The sequence below is a fragment of the Arthrobacter sp. SPT-J7 genome, from assembly GCF_059089965.1.
The window spans coordinates 299,662-320,010 of record NZ_JBNHFF010000002.1 but is presented as its reverse complement, the minus strand read 5'-3'; the positions used below and the strand labels follow the sequence as shown (position 1 = coordinate 320,010).

At 63.5% G+C, this 20,349-nt stretch carries 22 protein-coding genes; 14 read left to right on the top strand and 8 right to left on the bottom strand.

Annotation, left to right across the window (positions count from 1 at the left end; translation table 11 throughout):
• Positions 1–28: 28 nt before the first annotated feature.
• From AC5RWX_RS04295 to AC5RWX_RS04285, 3 genes are all read right to left on the bottom strand, one after another.
• Positions 29–1,519, bottom strand: a complete 1,491-nt coding sequence (locus tag AC5RWX_RS04295; protein WP_494097026.1) for an NAD-dependent succinate-semialdehyde dehydrogenase — start codon at positions 1,517–1,519, stop codon at positions 29–31.
• A gap of 172 nt (positions 1,520–1,691) precedes the next feature.
• Complete coding sequence (locus AC5RWX_RS04290) at positions 1,692–2,963, bottom strand: aspartate aminotransferase family protein (protein ID WP_494097025.1); 1,272 nt, start codon at positions 2,961–2,963, stop codon at positions 1,692–1,694.
• A 168-nt stretch (positions 2,964–3,131) separates the two neighbouring features.
• A complete protein-coding gene (locus AC5RWX_RS04285) occupies positions 3,132–3,392 on the bottom strand; it encodes a hypothetical protein (protein ID WP_494097024.1) in 261 nt (86 codons plus the stop codon).
• A 367-nt stretch (positions 3,393–3,759) separates the two neighbouring features.
• On the opposite strand from AC5RWX_RS04285, the gene AC5RWX_RS04280 reads away from it, so the two are divergent.
• Positions 3,760–4,020: a hypothetical protein gene (locus AC5RWX_RS04280; RefSeq protein ID WP_493941882.1), complete on the top strand. Its 261-nt coding sequence runs from the start codon at positions 3,760–3,762 to the stop codon at positions 4,018–4,020.
• 266 nt (positions 4,021–4,286) lie between these two features.
• Complete coding sequence (locus AC5RWX_RS04275; protein WP_494097023.1) at positions 4,287–4,511, top strand: hypothetical protein; 225 nt, start codon at positions 4,287–4,289, stop codon at positions 4,509–4,511.
• A gap of 236 nt (positions 4,512–4,747) precedes the next feature.
• On the opposite strand, the gene AC5RWX_RS04270 is transcribed toward AC5RWX_RS04275, so the two are convergent.
• Positions 4,748–5,350: a biotin transporter BioY gene (locus AC5RWX_RS04270; RefSeq protein ID WP_493941880.1), complete on the bottom strand. Its 603-nt coding sequence runs from the start codon at positions 5,348–5,350 to the stop codon at positions 4,748–4,750.
• A 239-nt stretch (positions 5,351–5,589) separates the two neighbouring features.
• A complete protein-coding gene (locus tag AC5RWX_RS04265) occupies positions 5,590–7,098 on the bottom strand; it encodes a PucR family transcriptional regulator (RefSeq protein WP_493941879.1) in 1,509 nt (502 codons plus the stop codon).
• Positions 7,099–7,253: 155 nt separating this feature from the next.
• Between AC5RWX_RS04265 and pxpA the strand changes: the two genes are divergently transcribed.
• From pxpA to AC5RWX_RS04235, 6 genes are all read left to right on the top strand, one after another.
• Positions 7,254–7,994, top strand: a complete 741-nt coding sequence (gene pxpA, locus AC5RWX_RS04260) for a 5-oxoprolinase subunit PxpA (RefSeq protein ID WP_494097022.1) — start codon at positions 7,254–7,256, stop codon at positions 7,992–7,994.
• 12 nt (positions 7,995–8,006) lie between these two features.
• A complete protein-coding gene (locus tag AC5RWX_RS04255; protein ID WP_493941877.1) occupies positions 8,007–8,246 on the top strand; it encodes an acetyl-CoA carboxylase in 240 nt (79 codons plus the stop codon).
• Between the two features lie 2 nt (positions 8,247–8,248).
• Complete coding sequence (locus AC5RWX_RS04250; RefSeq protein ID WP_493941886.1) at positions 8,249–9,604, top strand: acetyl-CoA carboxylase biotin carboxylase subunit; 1,356 nt, start codon at positions 8,249–8,251, stop codon at positions 9,602–9,604.
• Positions 9,601–10,500: a 5-oxoprolinase subunit B family protein gene (locus AC5RWX_RS04245; RefSeq protein WP_493941876.1), complete on the top strand. Its 900-nt coding sequence runs from the start codon at positions 9,601–9,603 to the stop codon at positions 10,498–10,500. The genes AC5RWX_RS04250 and AC5RWX_RS04245 overlap by 4 nt, the downstream gene beginning before the upstream one ends.
• Positions 10,490–11,467: a 5-oxoprolinase subunit C family protein gene (locus AC5RWX_RS04240; protein WP_493943525.1), complete on the top strand. Its 978-nt coding sequence runs from the start codon at positions 10,490–10,492 to the stop codon at positions 11,465–11,467. The genes AC5RWX_RS04245 and AC5RWX_RS04240 overlap by 11 nt, the downstream gene beginning before the upstream one ends.
• Positions 11,468–12,154: 687 nt before the next feature.
• Complete coding sequence (locus AC5RWX_RS04235; RefSeq protein ID WP_493943524.1) at positions 12,155–13,546, top strand: MFS transporter; 1,392 nt, start codon at positions 12,155–12,157, stop codon at positions 13,544–13,546.
• A 120-nt stretch (positions 13,547–13,666) separates the two neighbouring features.
• Here the strand turns inward: AC5RWX_RS04235 and arfB are convergent, their stop codons facing one another.
• Positions 13,667–14,107, bottom strand: a complete 441-nt coding sequence (arfB, locus tag AC5RWX_RS04230; protein WP_493941581.1) for an alternative ribosome rescue aminoacyl-tRNA hydrolase ArfB — start codon at positions 14,105–14,107, stop codon at positions 13,667–13,669.
• Positions 14,108–14,221: 114 nt separating this feature from the next.
• Between arfB and AC5RWX_RS04225 the strand changes: the two genes are divergently transcribed.
• Positions 14,222–14,659 carry a VOC family protein gene (locus AC5RWX_RS04225; RefSeq protein ID WP_493943523.1) on the top strand — a complete coding sequence of 146 codons (438 nt, stop codon included), beginning with the start codon at positions 14,222–14,224 and terminating at the stop codon, positions 14,657–14,659.
• Positions 14,660–14,676: 17 nt separating this feature from the next.
• Positions 14,677–15,240: a dihydrofolate reductase family protein gene (locus AC5RWX_RS04220; protein WP_493943522.1), complete on the top strand. Its 564-nt coding sequence runs from the start codon at positions 14,677–14,679 to the stop codon at positions 15,238–15,240.
• A 112-nt stretch (positions 15,241–15,352) separates the two neighbouring features.
• On the opposite strand, the gene AC5RWX_RS04215 is transcribed toward AC5RWX_RS04220, so the two are convergent.
• Both AC5RWX_RS04215 and AC5RWX_RS04210 read right to left on the bottom strand, forming a co-directional pair.
• Entirely contained in the window at positions 15,353–15,880 is a 528-nt protein-coding gene (locus AC5RWX_RS04215; RefSeq protein WP_493941578.1) for a hypothetical protein, read from the bottom strand.
• A gap of 185 nt (positions 15,881–16,065) precedes the next feature.
• Entirely contained in the window at positions 16,066–16,710 is a 645-nt protein-coding gene (locus AC5RWX_RS04210; RefSeq protein ID WP_493941577.1) for a dihydrofolate reductase family protein, read from the bottom strand.
• 253 nt (positions 16,711–16,963) lie between these two features.
• Between AC5RWX_RS04210 and AC5RWX_RS04205 the strand changes: the two genes are divergently transcribed.
• The 4 genes from AC5RWX_RS04205 (at position 16,964) to AC5RWX_RS04190 (ending at position 20,344) form a co-directional block, all read left to right on the top strand.
• Positions 16,964–17,980 carry a HoxN/HupN/NixA family nickel/cobalt transporter gene (locus AC5RWX_RS04205; protein ID WP_493941576.1) on the top strand — a complete coding sequence of 339 codons (1,017 nt, stop codon included), beginning with the start codon at positions 16,964–16,966 and terminating at the stop codon, positions 17,978–17,980.
• A 103-nt stretch (positions 17,981–18,083) separates the two neighbouring features.
• Complete coding sequence (locus AC5RWX_RS04200) at positions 18,084–18,413, top strand: hydrogenase maturation nickel metallochaperone HypA/HybF (RefSeq protein WP_493941575.1); 330 nt, start codon at positions 18,084–18,086, stop codon at positions 18,411–18,413.
• Positions 18,414–19,256 (top strand): hydrogenase nickel incorporation protein HypB, encoded by an 843-nt coding sequence (gene hypB, locus AC5RWX_RS04195; RefSeq protein ID WP_493941574.1) that lies wholly within the window; start codon positions 18,414–18,416, stop codon positions 19,254–19,256. It abuts the gene before it with no gap.
• 29 nt (positions 19,257–19,285) lie between these two features.
• Positions 19,286–20,344, top strand: a complete 1,059-nt coding sequence (locus tag AC5RWX_RS04190; protein ID WP_493941573.1) for an NADH-quinone oxidoreductase subunit B family protein — start codon at positions 19,286–19,288, stop codon at positions 20,342–20,344.
• Positions 20,345–20,349: the final 5 nt, after the last annotated feature.

The window sequence follows — 20,349 nt, the reverse complement described above, 5'->3', positions numbered from 1 at the left end:
CGCACGCTTTTAAGGACGGCTCCGCTCCCTAAACCCGCGGGATGGCCATGTACTTAATCTCCAAAAATTCATCTAAGCCCACGCGTCCGCCTTCGCGGCCCAGACCGGAGGCTTTGATGCCACCGAACGGTGCCGCTGGGTTGGAGACGATGCCTGTGTTAAGGCCGACCATGCCCGACTCCAGCTCCTCACCGACGCGGAAGGCGCGGTCTAGGTCCTGGGTGAAAACAAAGCTGGCGAGGCCCCACGGGGTATCGTTCGCCAACCGCACCACCTCGTCTTCGGAGTCGAAGGGGATGACGGGCGCCACCGGGCCGAAAATTTCTTCGCTCATCAGCGCCGCGTCGGCGCTGACATCGGACAGTACCGTCGGGGCGTAGAAGTAGCCGCTGCCCTTCGGGCGGGAGCCGCCGCAAACCACGTTGGCTCCCTTGGCGACGGCGTCATTGACGAGCTCTTGGACCTTGTTGAGAGCCTTTTCCTCCACGAGGGGGCCGACCTCCGTGCCGCTCACTGCGCCGTCGCCGACCTTCAGGGCGCTCAGCCGCTGCGCGAGGCGGACAGAGAAGTCAGAAGCGACGGTGCGCTGGACGAAAATTCGGTTGGCGGCGGTGCAGGCTTCACCCATGTTCCGCATCTTGGCAGCGAAAGCGCCCTCAACGGCGCGGTCCAAGTCCGCGTCTTCAAAGACAATAAGAGGAGCATTCCCGCCCAGTTCCATGGAAGAACGCATGACGTTTTTGGCAGCCTGCTCCAATAAGCGGATGCCCACTCCGGTAGACCCGGTGAAGCTCACCTTTCGGGCAATGCCGCTTTCCATCCATGGGGTGACCACGTCGGAGGCTCTGGAGGTCGTCACCACGTTCAGAACACCTTTGGGCAGGCCAGCCTCTGCCAGGACGTCCGCCAGTGCCAGCGAAGACAGGGGAGTGAGGTTGGCGGGTTTGAAGACCATGGTGCAGCCGGCCGCTATGGCAGGGCCGATCTTCCGGGTGCCCATCGCCAGCGGAAAGTTCCATGGTGTCACCAAGACGCAGGGTCCTACTGGCTCCTTCGAGACGAGGATGCGGTTCTTGCCGTCGCCGGTGGTGGTCAAATCTCCGTCAATGCGGACAGCCTCCTCCGAAAACCAGCGGAAGAACTCGGCGGCGTACGCCACCTCGCCTTTGGACTCGGCGAAGGGCTTGCCCATCTCCGTGGTCATAATCAAAGCGAGTTCGTCTTGGCGGGCCATGATTAGGTCGAAGGCCCGACGCAGGATGTCGCTTCGCTCCCGGGGCGGGGTTTTGGCCCACTGTTTCTGGACCCGGCCGGCGGTTTCGATCGCGCGGCGTGCGTCCTCGGGGCCGCCATCGGCCACGCTGGCGATGACTTCCTCGGTAGCAGGATTGATGACATCGAACCGGGCGCCGGAAGATGCTTCGGTCCACTCTCCGTCAATGTAGAGGTTCGTGCTGACCTTTGCGACGGCGTCAAGCGCCTTTTGCGAAGTTCGGGAGGCTGCTGACTGAAGGCTCATCAGTGATCCTTTTCTGGGTTACAAGGGAAGGGGGAGGCCGGCGCTGGGTTCGTAAGCCACGCCCGCGGATGCCAGGCATGCAAGCACGCCAGGGAAACCGGCATCGGGCGGACCTGTTCGGCGGGTGCCGGATGGGCCTGCGGGGGAGCGAACAGCATCCGTCATGGTGGGCTTAACGTTTCGCGGAAACGGCCCCGGTGACGGTGGCGATGGCGTTTTCGAAGCGTTCGAGGCCGGTGGTGATTTCTTCGGCGGTGACGATGAGGGCGGGGATGAGGCGGACGACGTTGCCTGCGGGGCCACAGGTGAGGGTGAGCAGGCCATGGTTGGTGGTGGCCTGCTGGACTGCTGCTGCGGTGGCGGTGTCGGGGGTGTGGTCTTCGGCGGTGAATTCAATGCCTTGCATCAGGCCCTTGCCGCGGACGTCGCCAATGACGGGGAAGCGGGCCTGAATTTCTTTGAGTCCGGTCTGGAGCTGCTCGCCGCGGATCCGTGAGTTCTCCACCAGCCCTTCGTCACGGATGACATCGAGGGTGGCGACGCCAGCGGCGGCAGAGACCGCATTCCCGCCGTAGGTTCCGCCCTGGGACCCGGGCCAGCCCTTGGACATCAGTTCGGTGGAAGCGGCGATGGCGGAGATCGGAAAACCGGAGGCTATGCCCTTGGCAGTGATGAGGATGTCCGGAGTGGCGGTGGAGTACTCGTGTCCCCAGAACATGCCCATCCGGCCCACCCCCGTCTGGACTTCGTCGAAGATCAGCTGGATGCCGTGTCGGTCGGCCCGCTCGCGCAGTCCCTCTTGGAACGCCGGCGGGGTGGGCAGGTACCCACCCTCACCGAGGGCCGGCTCGATCAGGAATGCTGCCGTATCGTTGGGCGCGGTGCGGGTCTGGAGGAGGTAATCCAGTTCCTTCAATGCGAATTCCACTGCGGCCATCTCATCCCAGCCGTACCGGTAGGCATACGGGAAGGCGGACATGTGTACCCCGGACATCAGCGGGGAGAACCCTGCAGAGAACTTCGTTCCGGCAGTGGTGAGCGACGCCGCCGCTACCGTCCGACCATGGAAACCGCCCTGAAACACTACAATGTTTGGCCGGCCCGTGGCCATCCTGGCCAAACGAATTGCAGCCTCGACCGCCTCCGATCCGGAATTGACGTAAAACAGCGAATCCAAACCTGCGGGCAGTACCTCACCAAGCTTCTCGGTCAGTGCCAGCAAGGGCTTGTGCATCACGGTGGTGTACTGCGCGTGGATGATCTTTCCCACCTGATCGCGAGCGGCCTCCACTACCCGCGGATGGCAATGGCCCGTGCTCGTCACACCGATGCCGGTAGTGAAATCTAGATACGACTTTCCATCAGTTGCGTGGATCCAACTGCCCAGGGCGTGATCGACCACCAGTGGGGTCGCTTGCTTCAACAGAGGGCTAAGGGAAGTCATGCGTCCCATGATGAAGGTCGCATTATCCTATTGTCAACAATCTTCGATCGGGCTAGTGTCAGGAAGGACATCGCCAGTCTGAGCACATTCCCGGTGCGATTATCGAGAGGGAGTGCCTACTCCCCGTTTCGCGGCGGTCGTTGAGCAGCGTCCGTTCCGCTTTCGGGATTAGGGGGCAGCGGAAGTCTCGTTGGCAACGGTCTCGATCATTTGGGTTTTGGGCTCCCCAGTCACAGCTTGGGATATGGGGCTGCCCTCCCAAAGGTCTGTTCTTAGCCGGGACAGGAATTCCGCGGCGGCCTCCTGGGTATCGAAATCGAGATCCAGGAGCACGTGGTTGGTCTCATGCAGGGGGCGGGATATCTTGTAGGATCTGACACCCGAAGCCCATCGGCCCAGCACATCCCTGTCGAACGCCTGTCTCCACATTCGGAAGTTTCTAACCGGATGTTCGATACGTAGGGTAAACATTCAGGTCCCTTCCGAAGGTCCTCACCCGCTCACCCTAGACCGTGAAGTCAATTTGCACTAGGCAACGCTTGCAGTTGCATTGAGCGCCCCGTGCAACTGCGGACATCATGCGTCACGTACTGCGCTCCCTGAAACGGCCGGGCTGGACGAGCACCAAAGAGCCATCAGACGGGTGGTTTCCCCTGTGCATGAGGGTGCCGGCGCAGCCCGCGGGGCACCACTCAGCCCTGTCGCAGCCGCCGCTAGCGGCGTAGGCTTCGGCTGTGCCGGCCTTGTCCGTGGAATCCGTCCGCCCGGCCGGCAGTCGCTTATCAAGGAGTCCGCCATGACTGTTCTGGTCCAAACTGTGCCCGGTCTGACCCGCCAACAGTACGAAGACATCGCAGGAGCTCTTGGGGACAAACTCATGGGCACCCCCGGATTCCAAGCCCATTACGCCTATGAGAGCGAAGACGGAATGATTGTTGTGGAAATTTGGGAGGCTGCCTCGCAGCACGACGCCTGGTTCGACAACAATGTCAGGCCACACCTGCCGCCGGAGGCAACCCCGGAGAAGCACGAACTGGCGAACAAGATGACACCCTAACGCTTCTATTCGATCTTGTGAAAGGCTTTGCGGGTCCATGTCCTGGTGACCGCAACGCAGACGCCGGCAAAGCCGCACTTCGGTAGTCCGGCCATCCTCGTTGCTGACATGGCATCTCCTCGAGTGATCGACCCTCTAACGGCAAATGAATCCGATCGCGGCCTCCATGCCGGAGTGCTGGAGCCGTCGCGCTGGTCGGTCTCTTCGTCGTACGCAGCGAAGCCAGCTAGGTCTTAGGAGGACTCACCCCGCGCGCCCTGCCGCTGGTGATCATCTCGGCGGTTGCCGGGGTCGGCGCGCTTTTCCTGCTCGGCGGCCGACCCCGCCGCGGAGCGCGGTTGGCTGCGATCGCCGCGGCCGGCGCCCTCGTGATGGCCTGGGGTGTCGCACAGTTGAACTACCTGCTGCCCGAAACGCTCACGGTCTCGCCCGCCGCTGCGCCGTCGGGCACGATCACGGCCGGCTGGTCGCGGCCGGTCTCGCCATGCTGATGATCGTGCCGGCCTTCATTTTGTTGTACGTGCTCGACCAGCGCGGACTGCTCCTCGAAGGCGACGACGACGAGTCCGGCCGGGGCCCCGGGGTCGTCCGTCCCTGACTAGTAAGGACTCGGTATCACGGGCTAGGTGGCAGAGAAGCGAGCCGCTGACCGAGGGATCCACTGGAGGGCGGGCACCGGCGCCGTGCTGGGAAGATGTTCGGCGGGCGTGGAGCCCGCCGCTGACCGCTAGGCGCGGGAAGAGTCCTTGGGCAGCCGGGCGGCCAGCTTCCAGGCGGCTGGCATGGCCGCGGCCGCGATCAGGGACTTCACGATGCCGCCGATGATGAACGGGTACAGGCCCCACTCGAGGGTCTGCTGCAGATCGGCGCCCAGCGAGATGGCCAGCCAGGCCATGCCGAAGACGAAGGTGATCACGGTGCCGGCAAGGAAGGAGACCGTGGCGCCCAGGAACTTCTTGTCCCAGTTGCGCTTGGCCAGCCAGCCGGTCAGGCCTGCGGCGGCCACGAAGCCCACCAGGTAACCGCCGGTCGGGCCGACGGCAGCGGCCACGCCGGAGGAGGCCTCGGAGAACACCGGCATGCCAGCGACACCGGCCACCCAGTACAGCGCCATCGCCAGCATGCCGCGGACCGGGCCGAGGGTGCTGCCGACCAGCAGCACGGCCAGGGTTTGGCCGGTGATCGGGACCGGCCACAGCGGCACGGCCAGCTGCGCCATCACAGCGGTCAGGCCGGCGCCACCGACCACCAGGGCGGTGTTGGCCAGGGCAGTGCTCGGGACGAGGGCGTCGGCCAGAACGCCCTGGCGAACGAGTGTTAAGGAGCTCATGTCTACGCCTATCTAAACGGTGTTGCCGTACCGGCCGTGGTTTGGGTGTTGCGACCTATGGCCGCAGGTCCCAGCAAGATACAGCCTCCTGACCATGCTGCCAAGAGGGCGCTACGCATAGCGTCCGCGGTACTTGGTCCTGCCACCGGGCGGATCAGAGCGCAGGCGAAGGTTTCCAGCGATGTCCCGAGGCTAACGTTCTGTTGCTCGCCAGCGGCTGAACGCCGGACATGGGCCTCCTACTTGGAGCGGGCGCTCTGGCCTTCGGTTAGGCGTACCGCCATGAGGCAGGTCATCTGTCCTTCGAGCGTGTCCAGACGCAGCCGGAGCAGGGACTCAAGCTTCCGAAGCCGCTGCGCGAGGGTGTTTCGATGGATGAAGAGTTTCTCGCACGCCCGTGATGGCTGGCAGTCGCTGTCCAGATACGTTTTGAGCGTGTCCAAGAGGTGTCCTGAATGTTTGTGGTCGTGGGCCACGATAGGCGAGAGGAGCTTGCGGGCGCCGGCGAGTGCTCCGTGGCCGGCAGCGGCGGCCAACAGGGCATCGATACTGAGTTCGGGAGCCGTCACCGGTTCCGTTACGTGGTGTACCAGCTCAGTCGCAGCGCAAATACCCAGGCGCAACTCGTCCAGGCTCTCGCAAGGACCCTTGAGTACCACTGCCTGATTCCGGGCCAGTGATCGGAAGTTCTCCCTCAGGGACGACGCCAGGCTCTCGCCCCTGGCGGCCTGAAGCAGGTCCGGGGTTGGCCGCTGGGCCAACGCGACGACAGTGCCGTCCAAGACAACGATCCGAAGCACCTGGAATGCCTCCTGAAGCATCAGGCGTATCTTCCAGACATTCGCCAGGCCATCTTCAGCCAGCGCTGCCACTACCGCGAGCGTCGGGCGTTTGTCGTCCAGGCCGGTCGAGCGGAAGGTGCGCGCGAATTCCTGCCCCGCTATCTCCTGCCAGTCGCCGGCTTGGGCGAGCAGCGATTGAAGCTGGGGTTGCCGGTGGGACGCCGTTCTTAGGGCACTTCTGAGCTGCACCGCCATGATGGAGGCCGCCGGCGCCAGCAGGGCAGCCAGGGATTCGTCCCGGGTGCTTCCGCGAACGACAAGCTGGAACGAGTCACCGCCACCCATCGGGAGCGGGACACTTCGGTCATCGTCACCGTTGGCTGCAGCCCGGCGCAGGTCCTCGTCGGTCCAAGGGGAAGTGCCGGGCGATTGGGCGATGACGGAACCGCCGCCGTCGATTATCGCCACCGAACCCCCGACTGCCTTTTCAACCTCGCCGAGCATCCTGCGCACAGGAGATGCTGTGGCTGCATGCCGGGAGCAGGCTTCCGCGAGTTCCCATGACCGGGTCCGTACGGTGAAGTGTTCGGCCTGCAGCACATTCGTGATGTGGCGATGGACCTGCAGGAAGGAGACAAAGTGGGGTATTTCCAAGAGGGGAACGTCGAAGCAGGTGGCCGCCTCGACCAAGCCTGGCGGTAGGAAGTGATGGGCGGTTCCCGTTCCGAAGGCAATAGCCGCAACGGGAACGCCGGCAAGCCGCTCGACGTAGGCGGACCAGGTCCGGGCGTCCTCGGTGTTCATGCCGATGCCGTTGGTGAGCAGGAGGACGTGCGGGGTGAGGAGCGGCGTGGGATCCATGATCTCCGTCGGTGCGCACCAGCTGATTCTGCGATCAAGCCGATCAGGGGAGGACGGCGTATGGAGGCGCAACTGGAGGGCAGTGTCCGCGAGTAAGTCAGCCACGATCACGAGGATTCCTTTGGTTGCACCTGCCTCAAGCTTATGTGCGCGTTGCCCAGTTGGGCAGGCCCGATGTTGGGCGACTGCCTACTTCCAAGCCGGACAAGGAGGCCCATAGGGTGGGTGCCATGCCGCAATCTGTGACAGCGGGTCGACGTTTGACACTTAACTCGGACTTGGGCGAATCCCTTGGCCTGCATTCCTTTGGCAATGACGCTCAACTCATGGACATCATCGACGTGGCCAACGTTGCCTGCGGTTTCCATTCAGGGGATCCGGACACAATGGCCGCGAGCGTGGAGGCTGCCGGCCAACACAGCGTGAAGATCGGGGCCCATCCCGGACTGCCAGACCTGGTGGGATTCGGCCGTCGTGAGATGAGGCTGACCGGCGCGGAGGTGGAGACACTGCTCCTGTATCAGGTCGGGGCGCTGACGGCGTTTTTGAAGCGGTCCGGCCTGGAGTTGAATCACATCAAGCCGCATGGCTCGCTTTACGGCATGCTTGCCCGCGACGCCGGGCTCATGGAGGCCGCGGCGAGAGTAGCAGCCCTGTACAGCGTTCCTTTCTACGGCCTGGCGGGAACTGAGCACCAAAAGGTATGCGACCAGTTCGATGTTCCCTTCGTCGGGGAACTGTACGTTGACTTGAACTATGGCCCCGGGGGTGAACTGCTGATCCAGCGCCGGCCCGAACCCACCAATCCGGAGGCGGCAGGGAACCGCGTGCGCCGGGTTCTGAACGAGGGGGTGGTTGAAGCGGTGGATGGAACGCTGCTTAACATCAGTTTTGAAAGTGTCTGTGTGCACTCGGATGCTCCGAACGCCGTCGAGGTAGCGGCGGCGGTGCGCGAAGCGCTGTCGGCACACACCTCCACTGCCGATCCCACCACCTCCTGAAAGGGGTTCCCCGTGGCTGACATCCTCTCGCCGCTGCCCGGCATTTTCTACCGCAAGCCCGGACCGGACAAGGAGCCCTACGTCAACGAAGGCGACCATGTCGAGGTCGGCCAAACCGTCGGCATGGTTGAAGTCATGAAGCAGTTCACAGAGGTCCGCAGTGATGCCGCCGGCACGATTGGTCATTTCCATATTGAGGACGGTGGCACGGTGAATCCCGGGGAAGCCATAGCGACAGTCAGCGAGGGGTGACGATGGAACGGCTGTTCATTGCCAACCGGGGCGAGATAGCGGTCCGGGTCATCCGCTCCGCCCGGGAGCTCGGCATCCGAACCGTCGTGGCGGCGAGCGAACCAGATGAGAAGTCCCACGCGGCGCAACTGGCCGACGAGTACAGGATTGTCGGCCCGGCCCCGGCCACCAAGAGCTATTTGGACCAGTCCGCGGTGCTTTCCGCCGCTTTGGAGAGCGGGTGCGACGCCGTCCACCCGGGCTACGGGTTTCTGTCCGAAAATGCGGCTTTCGCGGCCGCCGCCATCGAGGCCGGTTTGACCTGGATCGGTCCTTCGCCCGATGCCATCGAGCTGATGGGGGACAAGGCGCGGGCGCGGGACGCAGCCCGGCGGGCGGGTGTACCAATCCTGCAGGGCAGCGAGGGCGCCGTCGGACATGGCGAGGACCTCATCGCCGAAGGCCGGGAGATCGGGTATCCCCTGCTGGTCAAGGCATCGGCCGGCGGCGGCGGCCGTGGCATCCGTTTGGTCGCATCCGAGCAGGAGCTGATCGCAACGGTTGAGGTGGCCCAGGCGGAAGCCAGGGCGGCCTTCGGCAGCGCCGATGTTTACCTTGAGCGGTTCCTGGGCCGGGCCAGGCATGTAGAGGTGCAGGTTCTCGGGGACGGCCAGGACGCCATCCACCTGGGGGACCGGGACTGTTCGATGCAGCGGCGCCAGCAGAAAATCCTCGAGGAGGCACCTGCCCCGGCCCTGCCCGACGCGGTCCGGGAAAGGATCCAGCAATCATCGGTGGAGCTGGCCCGCGAATGCCACTACCGGGGCCTCGGGACGGTCGAGTTCCTCTACGATCCGGAATCGCATGAGGCGGCATTCATCGAAATGAACACCCGCCTTCAGGTGGAGCATCCGGTGACCGAGATGATCACCGGCCTGGACCTGGTGCGCGAACAATTACTCGTCGCCGGCGAGGGAAAGCTGCCTCTGTCCCAGGATCAAGTCCAGTTCCGGGGCCACGCCTTCGAATTCCGGCTCAACGCGGAGGATCCGTCGAACAACTTTATGCCCAGCCCCGGCACCCTGGATCGCCTGGACTGGCCGGGCGGGCCGGGGGTGCGGATCGACTCCGGGTTCGTGGCAGGCTCGGTCGTTGCCCCGTTCTACGACTCACTGCTGGCCAAGCTCATTGTCTGGGACGCCAGCCGGGACGAAGTCATCGCGCGGTCCGTGCGGGCGCTGGGTGAGGTGGATGTGGAAGGAGTCAAGACCACCCTGCCCCTGCTCCAGACCTTGATCCAGCGGCCGGAACTGCGGGACGTGGAGCATCATTCGAAATTCTTGGAGACGACGCCGGAACTGCTGGGAGGTGCGGCATGACCGCCCCAGCCGCTGGGGCTGCCGCCCGGTATACCTGGGGTGGGGACGAGTACCTCTTCGTGGAAATCGACGAGGCCATGAGCCTTGCCGCGAACTTCCGGTCCAACGCCATGGCGTCCCTGCTCGGCGCGGACAAGGTTGGCGGCATCACCGATATCTGCCCAGCAAATGCCTCGCTGCTGATCCGGTTCGATCCGGATGCCCTGCCTCCCGCTGAGCTGGAGGAGAGGGTACGGCGGATCGAGGAGACGGTCGCCCGGACCACTCATCCCACGCTGGACACCCGCTTGGTCGAAGTCCCCGTCTGGTACAACGATCCCTACACCCACGAGACCGCTGCCCGGTTCAGGTCCAGCCACCAGCGCCCGGAGGGAACGGACCTCGAGTTCGCCGCCCAAGAGAACGGCCTGTCCTCGGTCGACGAATTCATCCGGCGGCACTACGGCTCGCCCTGGCTGGTGTCGATGGTCGGCTTTGTAGCTGGCCTGCCCTTCATGTTCCAGATTGTTCCGCAGGACCAGCAGTTGGAAGTGCCGAAGTACCTCAGTCCCCGGACCGACACCCCTGCCTTGACCGTTGGGCATGGCGGGTGCTTCGCCTGCATCTACTCCGTCCGCGGCGCCGGCGGTTATCAGATGTTCGGCATTGCAGCGGCGCCAATATTTGATCCGGCTCAGTCGCTGCCGGATTTCAAGGATTTCATGATCTTTTTCCGGCCCGGCGACATCGTCAAGTTCCGCCCCGTGGACGAGGCCGAATACCGGAAGATCCAGGACGAAGTCGAGGCCGGCACCTTCAAGTACCGGCAAGCGCCGGTCCAGTTCGATCTGCAGCGGGCGTTGGAGCAACCGGCCGAATACAACCGGGAGATATTGGAGCGGCTCAATGGCATTTGAGATCCTTGAACCTGGTCTGGCCACAACGGTCCAGGACCAGGGCCGCTTCGGGTACTACAACGTCGGCATTCCGCAAGGCGGCGCGATGGACGGGCTGTCTGCGGAGATGGCCAACGCGCTGGCTGGAAATACCCCTGCTGAAGCTGTGCTGGAGTGCACCTATATGGGCCCCAGATTCCGTACGGATGATGCGGCGGTCATCGCGGTCACCGGTGCGCCGGTGGATGTCAAAGTCAACGGCGAGGCCAGAGGACAATGGTCGCGGCTGGAACTGGAAGCCGGCGACGAGGTCTCCTTCGGCATCCTCAAGGGCGGGACCCGCTTCTATATTTCCGTCCGTGGAGGGGTCGACGTGCCGGTGGTCCTGGGCAGCCGTTCCACCTACGGGCTCGGTGGAATCGGCGGATTGGGCGGCCGGCCGCTGCGGGCCGGTGACCTGGTCCCCGTCGGGAACGGCGCCGCACCGTCTAGGTGGGAACCACCGCAGGAGATCGATCCCGGGCTCCGCCCGGTATTCGAGAAGGAGGTCTCCGTCCGGGTCATGCCCGGGCTGTACGACTACCGGTTGACGGCACAGGGAATGGAAACGCTGCTTGGCGCCGTCTGGACCCTCACACCGGTGGCGGACCGCACCGGCTTGCGCTATTCCGGGCCGGAGGTGGAATGGGAGCCCCGGCGGCAGCCCTTCGGCGCCGGGTCGGACCCGTCGAACATCGTGGACGCCGGCTACGCCGTCGGATCCATCCAGATCCCCGGCGGCAAGGAGCCGATTGTGCTGCACCGGGACGCGGTTTCGGGCGGCGGCTACGCCATGGTGGCCACGGTTATCAGCGCGGACATGGATCTGCTGGCACGCAGCGCGCCGGGGACCGAGACCCGCTTCCATAGGGTGGGCATGGATGAGGCACTGGAAGCCAGGGCGCAGCAGCGGTCGCTACGCGCCAGGTTATGGGGCAGCGGGGACTGACAAATCGGCAGGCCGGTTTACTGCACCCGCCAGGCAGCCGGTTTGCTACATGTTCTGATGCATTCTCCGGGCACGGTCGGACCGCCGCTAGTGAAGTTAGCCGGACGCGTGATATTGACGTGACCTCCACCACATCGTAGAGTAATGGCCACCTTAACCCGATTGGGTAGGAGAAAGAGGGCCGGAAGGCTCTGGGGGAACGTTATAGAACGTGGAGCGGCAGCCGTTCCGAGTACCAGCTGTTTAGCCGCATTGGGAGCAGCCCATGATCCCTCAGAACGCCAGCGAAGCGCACGTGCTGCTGGCAACGGGAGGAACCATCGCATCCCGATCCCCTCCCGGAGGACGAGGAAGCCGCTGACTACCCCGCCTGCGGGGGAGCAACTGCTAGAAAGCGCTGTCTCATCCTTGTTCCTAGTGCGCGTAATCGGCGCGCTTCTCAAGGGATCCTAACCGTTGGAGGTTCGGACGGCGTCGTCACATATGGCACAAAGCCTTTACAGGAAACGTTTCTTCCTGCACCTGAAGCCGACCAGCGTCCCGGTCTTCCCCGGCCATAGGCAGCCCATTCCGCCTCACTCCTACGGCTCGTCGAAAAATTAGCAGCAACAACGGCGTCGGTCGGCTCACGTTCGAACAGATCGCCGATTCCTTCATCAGGCGCTCGCCGCGAAAGGAAGCAAGCCCGTGAGCAGCACTCGTCAGGTCAGTGTTGACCTAAGTACCCCCACCCAGGATGAGAAGCGGCGCTTCCCTTCCTTCTCGAAGAAGACCACCAATACGTCCACCGTCCTGGCACTGCTCGCCTGGACCATCGCCGTCTTTGACTTCGGGCTTTTCGGCACGCTGCTGCCGGCCATGCAGGACGAGTTCGGCTGGACCGCTCCCGAAGCCTACGCCATCAATACCTGGATTGCCGTGGGCACCGCTATCGTGTGTTTCGGCATCGGCCCCGTGATTGACCGCCTCGGACGACGCCGGGGAATGATGACCACCATCGGCGGTACCGCCGTTGTCTCGGGCCTGACATCGCTGATCCCTGCGGGCCTGGGCTTCATCAGCAACGCACTCCTGGTCTTCATCCGGTCCTTCGGCGGGCTCGGCTTTTCGGAGCAGGCGGTCAACGCGACCTACATGAACGAGGTTTACCAGGTTACCGAGGACGAGAAGCGGCGCCGGCGCCCGGGCTTCCACTATTCCTTCATTCAGGGCGGCTGGCCGCTGGGTTTCCTGCTGGCCAGTACGCTGGCTCTGATCTTCCTGCCCTCCTTCGGCTGGCGGCCCCTGTATCTGATGGCGTGTGTCCCCGCAGCCATCATCATGTGGGTCATAGCAAAGAAGCTGAGGGAAACCCCGCAGTTCGAACTGCATAACCGCCTCACGCAGCTCGAGAAGCATGGACAGCGCGACGAAGCCCACGCCCTGGCCCACGCCTACGGGGTGGAGCACTCCTCCACGGCACCCCTGAAGCGCATCTGGGCACCGCACCTGCGCCGAAACACCATCGTTCTCTCGCTGGCCTGGATCATCAACTTCTTTGGCATCGCGATCTTCAGCATCCTCGGAACCTCCGTTCTGAAGAACGCCAAGGGCGTGGAGCTAACCACGGCGTTCTGGTTGCTGATCGTCATCAACGGGCTGGCCTACTTCGGCTACGTCTTCCACGGCTGGCTCGGGGACAAGATCGGCCGCAAGCCGACCATCGTCGTCGGCTGGATCATCTCGGGGATCTGCTTCAGCATCATGCTCAGCCCCTTGGCCGCCAATTCAGGAATGATCATTCTGACCTACGGTGCAGGACTGTTCTTCCTGGTCGGCCCTTACGCGGCGATCCAGTACTTCATGGCCGAGTGCTATCCCGTGAGCTGCCGGGCCACCGGCACCTCGTTCATCGGCGCCATGAGCCAGCCCGGGACCATCCTTGGCGGCGCTCTGTTCACCGTTGTGGCAGCAGGGGCGGGAACCGGTGCGGCTGCCCTGTGGGTGGGAGCGTTGGGAACCCTGGTTTCCGGTCTGCTGATGCTCGCCGCCAAGCCGCCGCTTGAGGCAATACTTGAGGATCATCCCCACGACGTCTGACGACAACCTGCCGGTTGCCAATTGTGACACCAGCGCGTGTTTCGTCGGGCTCGCGCTGATGCGCCGCCGCTTGAGTGCAGCGTCTGAGCGAGAGCCGGCCTAGGCGGGCAAGCAGGCCGGTCAGTCGTGTCCTGGGCGCATGCGGTTGCGCTTCGTCTCGGAACGCCTACGTTTTTCCTCGAGCCGACGACGCCGCGAGCCACTCGTGGGCCTACTCGATCGCCGGACGACAGGGGGAACCACCGCGTCTCGCAGAAGTGCGGCGAGGCGTTGTCTCGCAGCAGTCCGGTTGCGCCGCTGGGAACGGTACTCGGAGGCGCTGATGGTAAGCACCGTGCCCGTGATTCTCTCGGCGAGTCGGCCGATGGCGCGTTCGCGTTGGACCTCGCTCAGTGCTGTTGTCGTACCTAGGTCCAGACTGAGCTGCACACGTGAATCGGCGGTGTTGACGCTCTGGCCGCCAGGCCCGGAGGCTCGCGAGAACTGCTCGGCCAGTTCTCCCGCCGGCACCCGGAGGCCGCGGGGAGCGCCGGGTCCCGGGGCTACAAGCAGGTCGTTCACACGATCATTGTGCCGCAACTCCGAGGGGGTCCCGACCAGTAACGGGCGGAACCAGCCAAGGCTGGGCTGGCAGGGGGCTTCTTTCAAATCTCTCGGCTCGCTAGCATGTCGCGCATGGCCATCAAACTTGAGAATGTTGGTATCGCCGTCCGAGACATCGAAGCAGCGATCGCCTTTTTCACCGACCTCGGTCTGACAGTTGTCGGCCGCGACACGGTCAGTGGTGAGTGGACCGACACCGCCGTCGGACTTGATGACAACCATGCCAACATCGCGATGCTCCAGACTCCGGACGGTCACGGTCGCCTTGAGCTCTTTGAATACCTCCACCCCAAAGCGATCGAGTCGATGCCGACTCGTCCCAACGAGATTGGCATGCACCGCGTCGCATTCTCAGTCGATGATTTAAACAAGGCCCTTGAGATAGCCGCGAAGCACGGCTGCAGGCCGCTTCGAGGGGTGGCGACCTATCAGGACGTCTACAGACTGACGTATGTCCGCGGTCCCAGCGGCATCATCGTGATGCTCGCTGAGGAACTGAAGAAGAACTAACGAGGGGCGGAACGGCGATGGGAACCCTCGCCTACGTCGCTACCGTGTCCATCGACGGCTACGTCGCCGACGCCGACGGCGACTTCCTGTGGACGGCCCCGACTGAGGCGGTTTTTGCTGTCCACCTCGAACGCCTGGCCGAGGTTTCCACCGAGGTGCTCGGTCGGAGGACCTATGCATTGATGGGGTATTGGGACAGCTACCCGGACGCCGAGGACCGTCCCGTGGCCGAGCGGGAGTTCGCCAGGCGCTGGCGGGACATCGATAAGGTCGTGGCGTCGTCGACAATGACGCACCAACAGCTCACTTCGGACCGGGCCCGCATCGTGCCGGACCTGAGCTTGGTCGAGCTGCAGCGCGTCGTGGAGCGGGCGAAGGGGGTAGTCGAAATCTTCGGGCCCACAGTTGCGGCGGACGCGATCCGTGCGGGCCTGGTTGACGACTTTCGGTTCTTCGTGGTTCCGAAGATGGTGGGCGGCGGTCTGCGCTCGCTGCCCGACGACGTGAAGCTCGATCTGGGCCTCGCCGAGCACCGAATCTTCGAGAACGGCACCGCGTATCTGCGATATCAGCCTCGTTGAGGCGGCGCCGCGACCGTCTGGTTGGAACTTCTGCGCACCCAGGTGTGGGACAGGCTGGAAGCGATAGGCAGGCTGACTACCAATCGACCGGCTGCTCGGCGATGGCTCGTCACTACGGTTCGTTTCCGTAGACAAGTCGCTCCAAGGACTCGAGGCTCATTTGGTCCGCTGCCAATTCCACTTCACCGTCGCTGGTCTGGATGCTCACCACCCGCCGGTTCCTTCGGAGCTCTTTTCGCCTCTGCGGAGGCAGCACACGGTGCTCGGGGAATGACTGGACTTTGAGAACTCGGGGCGTCCCGATGACTTGGTCCAAGCCAAACGGTTCAATGACGTTGCCCTCTCTGAAAACAATGATGTTTGGTTTGAGCTGAGCCGACCCGGGTGCCCACCGGTCGCGAAGTGACCCGGGCACAGCATGTGGGAAGCGGACAAGGCATTCAATGATTCCGTGTTCTTCGATGTCCGTGGCCAAACGCCTGAGTTTGTCGCGCGTTACTGCAAGGAACAACAGGGCCTCGACGAGGCCGATTACCACGAGGCTGAAAAGGATGCGGGAGCCAAAATCCGCTTTCGGGAGCAGGATATTGGCAGGCAACAGGCCCACGATGGGCATCCACCAGATGGCGTGGTCGGACATGCGCTCCAATGTGCTCTTCGGAGTGCGCATCGGTGTTTCGGGCGCGACCATCCTTTATTTTCGTCTCGCCGCCTTGGGATTTACCCGGGCAAGAGAGCACGTATCGGTAAGCGGCCACGAGATGCGCCGTATTCAACGCGGTCGCTATCACACCGCGAACGAACGCCGGTGCGGCAGGTTGTGGCCTATCGCCGGAATGTCAGGTGGATGGTGCCGCTCTCGGCCGTCTCAGCGGTGACGTTGTAGCCAGACTCCAAGCCTCGCAGATCGTCCCAGAGGCGGATACCGCTGCCCAGGATGATCGGCGCGATCGCGACGTGGAGCTGGTCGACGAGTCCGGCCCTCAGGAAGTCGCGCGCGACGGTTGCTCCGCCGCCCACGCGAACGTCTTGGCTGCCGGCAGCTTCCAGTGCCCGGTCGAGCGCCTCCTGCGGCGTTGCGGAGAGGAAGTGGAACGTCGTGCCGCCGGTCATTTCGATCGACGGCCGTGGGGCGCTGTGGGTGAGAACGAAAACCGGGACCCGGAAAGGGGGCTCATCACCCCACCAGCCTCGCCAGTTGGGGTCATCAGGGAAATTGTGCAGGCCGAACATCCCCGCGCCCATGATCTCTGCTCCGACGTCGGCGAAGTACGCCTTCGCATACTCGTCGTCCACGCCGGTCGTGCCCTTGCCCGAAGTGTCGTGTAAGACGCGTTGGCGGAAGGTCCGGGTGGCAACGTACGCGTCGACCAGGCGCGACCAGTCTTCGCCCATCGGGTTCTCGGGGGTTTGATCCGTCGTCGTCGCGAACCCGTCGAGCGAGATGTTGAGGTCAACGCGAACGGCCATCGGTACTCCAAGTCATGCGTGCTTGTAGATGGCACTCACGATACTGGAGGTTCCGAGCTCGTCAAGGCGCATTCGGTGCACCTTCCCCAGGCAAACTACCAGCTCTTGACACGGAAGATACGCCGTCTCATTCTGGGCGGAGGTGCTCGATTGATGTTCCCTAGACCAAGCCGTCATGCGGTTGGAGTGGCAGGAAATCGTGAAACGTCACCTCCAAAGACAGGCACCCAGCAGCCGGCGCCCTATCTGGGGCATGGCCCTGGTGATTGCCTTCCTGATGCTCGCCGGGTGGGGCATGTTCTTCGCCGTCGTGCTGCCAGGGCAGTACGAACTCGCCGACCGGGCGCCTTTTGGCCTCGGACTGGCCTTTACGGCTTTCATTCTGGGGGCGCGCCACGCGTTTGACGCCGACCACATTGCGGCGGTGGACAACACCACGCGCAAGCTGGTGGGGGAGGGTGGCCGGCCGGTTTCCGTAGGGTTCTGGTTCGCCTTGGGACATTCGACCGTCGTCGTCGTTGCAGTGACGCTGCTGGCCGCCGGCCTGAATCTGCTGGCCGACCAGATATCCGACAGCGAGTCGTTGCTCGCTTCCATCACCGGAGCCTGGGGCGTGATCGTTTCCGGATTGTTCCTGCTACTGATCGGTTCACTGAACCTGTATTCGTTCATCGGGATTGCCCGCGTCTTCCGTCAGCTCAGGAGTGGCGAATACAACGAAGCTGAAATGGATGACCTGCTGCAAAACCGCGGACTCCTTAACCGGGTATTGGGGCCGCTGGCCCGACAGATCGACCGGCCTTGGAAGATCTATCCCATCGGTTTAATGTTCGGGCTGGGGTTCGATACTGCAACCACGATTGGGCTGTTCGTGATCGGCGGCAGCGCTGCCCTGGCCGCACCTTGGTATGTGGTTCTGGTGCTGCCGATCCTGTTCACCGCCGGCATGACTTTGTTCGACACGCTCGATGGCATCTTCATGCACCGGGCCTACCAGTGGGCATACGCGCGCCCGGTCCGGAAGGTGTATTACAACCTCATGGTCACCGGCACGTCGGTCATGGTGGCTTTCCTCGTCGGGGGAGTAGGACTCATGGGACTGCTGGCCGAGAGAATGCAGCTCCATAGCGGTCCTGTTGCCTGGGTCGCTTCCGTGAATCTGGAGAACTTCGGCTTCCTGATCTGCGCGCTGTTCGCGACAACCTGGCTGGCCGCGGTCGCGTACTGGAAGCTGGGCAACGTCGAGGCCCGCTACTCGTTGCCGGACTGAATACCCCTTCGAGAGCCTGTACACGGGCATCTTTGATGAGTCAAGCGGATGGTTGCGCTTTGTCTCCTACACGCCTACATTTGAGTGCACGAGGTGGCAGACTATGCACGAGCTCTCACTTACGGAAAGCCTCATCGACGCCGTTTTGGACCGAACAGGTGATCGGCAGGTTACCCTCGTGAATCTTCGCATTGGGACGCTCTCAGGTGTGCTGCCGGACGCTATGCGTTTTTGCTTTGAAGTCGCCTCCGCCGGCACAACGTTGGCCGGAGCGCAGCTCATTATCGATGAGCCCCGGGGCCGCGGGCGGTGCCGTGACTGTAAGCGCGATTTCCCGCTGGATGATCTGATTCTGTTGTGCCCCTGCGGCAGTGCCGACGTGGAAATCCTCGGAGGCCGTGAACTGACGGTGACTTCGGTGGAGGTGGCATAGATGTGTACCACCTGTGGCTGCGGCGACGCCGAGAACACGCGCGTGGCGGGGGTCAAGATCGGGGCGGCCGGCCACGAGCATCCGCATCACCACAGCCATCCCCATGACCACGCTGGTCCCCATACCCATGATCATGAGCATGCTGACGGCGGTCCGCAAACCCTTGTGCTTGAGCAGGATCTGCTCGCGAAGAACGACCTGCTGGCCGCCCGAAACCGCGGCTGGCTGGAAGGCCGGAGCATCCGCGCTCTGAACGTGATGAGTTCGCCCGGCGCAGGCAAGACCACGCTGCTGGTCCGCACGCTTCAGGAACTCGGCGACCGGCTGCAGGCCGGCGTCATCGAAGGCGACCAGGAAACGTCGCTGGATGCCGACCGCATCCGCGCCCTTGGGCGGCCGGTCATCCAGATCAACACAGGGGCCGGCTGCCACCTCGATGCCGACATGCTCCGCCGAGGACTGGATGCCCTTAACCCGGCTATGGAGTCGACGGTGTTCATCGAGAACGTCGGCAACCTCGTCTGTCCGGCGCTCTTCGATCTGGGCGAAGCCGCCAAGGTGGTGATCATTTCGGTAACGGAAGGTGATGACAAACCGCAGAAGTACCCGCAGATGTTCATGGCAGCCGACTTGGTGATTGTTAATAAGTCGGACTTGTTGCCGTACGTGGATTTCGACATCAGCGCGTGCCTGGAGCGCATCCGCCAGATTAATCCGCGCACCGAATTCATGGTCGTTTCGGCCACCACCGGCGAGGGACTGACCCGCTGGTATCAGTGGCTCGAAGGCGACGCACCCGAGCCGGAAACCCTGACCGGGTCCTTGACTACCGACGCTCACTGAGCCCCTTGCGGGCTCTGAAAGAGGCAATGATGCCTACCGAAACATCCTTGCAGGCTGAAGAAGCTCTCATCCACGTGCTGTGGATCAACGCGGGGCTCAGCTGCGACGGCGATTCGGTCGCGCTGACGGCGGCCACCCAGCCCAGCGTCGAGGAGATCGCGCTCGGCGCGCTGCCCGGGTTGCCCAACATCGCGATGCACTGGCCGCTGATCGACTTTCAGTGCGGACCCCAGGAAGGGGCCGACGATTTCCTCGAGTGGTTCCGCAAGGCGGACCGCGGTGAACTGGAGCCGTTCGTCCTGGTGGTCGAAGGCTCCATCCCGAACGAGCAGCTCCACGATCCCGGAGGCTACTGGTGCGGTTTCGGCAACGATTTGGAGACCGGGCAGCCGATCACCACCAGTGAATGGCTGGACCGGCTTGCACCGAAAGCCACCGCGATCATCGCGGCCGGTACCTGCGCCACCTACGGCGGCATCCACGCGATGGCCGGCAATCCGACCGGGGCCATGGGCGTGCCCGACTACCTGGGGTACGACTGGAAATCCAAGGCCGACATTCCGATCGTCTGCGTCCCGGGTTGCCCCATCCAGCCGGACAATCTTTCGGAAACCATCACGTATCTGCTTTACCAAGCTACCGGACAGGCACCGCCGATTCCGTTGGACGAGGCGCTGCGCCCCACGTGGCTGTTCGGCAAGACGGTCCATGAAGGCTGCGACCGCGCCGGCTACTACGAGCAGGCCGACTTCGCCACGGAGTACGGGTCGCCGAAGTGCATCGTCAAGCTCGGCTGCTGGGGGCCCGTGGTCAAGTGCAACGTCCCCAAACGGGGATGGATGAACGGTCTCGGCGGCTGCCCGAACGTCGGCGGTATCTGTATCGGCTGCACGATGCCGGGATTCCCGGACAAGTTCATGCCGTTCATGGACGAACCGCCCGGCGGCAAGCTTTCAACCAACGCCGTGCGTCCCTACGGAGCGGCGATCAAGGCGCTCCGCGGCATCACGGCCAACACACTGGACAAGGAACCCAAGTGGCGTGCGCCCGGGCGTGAACTCCTGACCGGTGCCCGACGCACTTGGTAACCGAC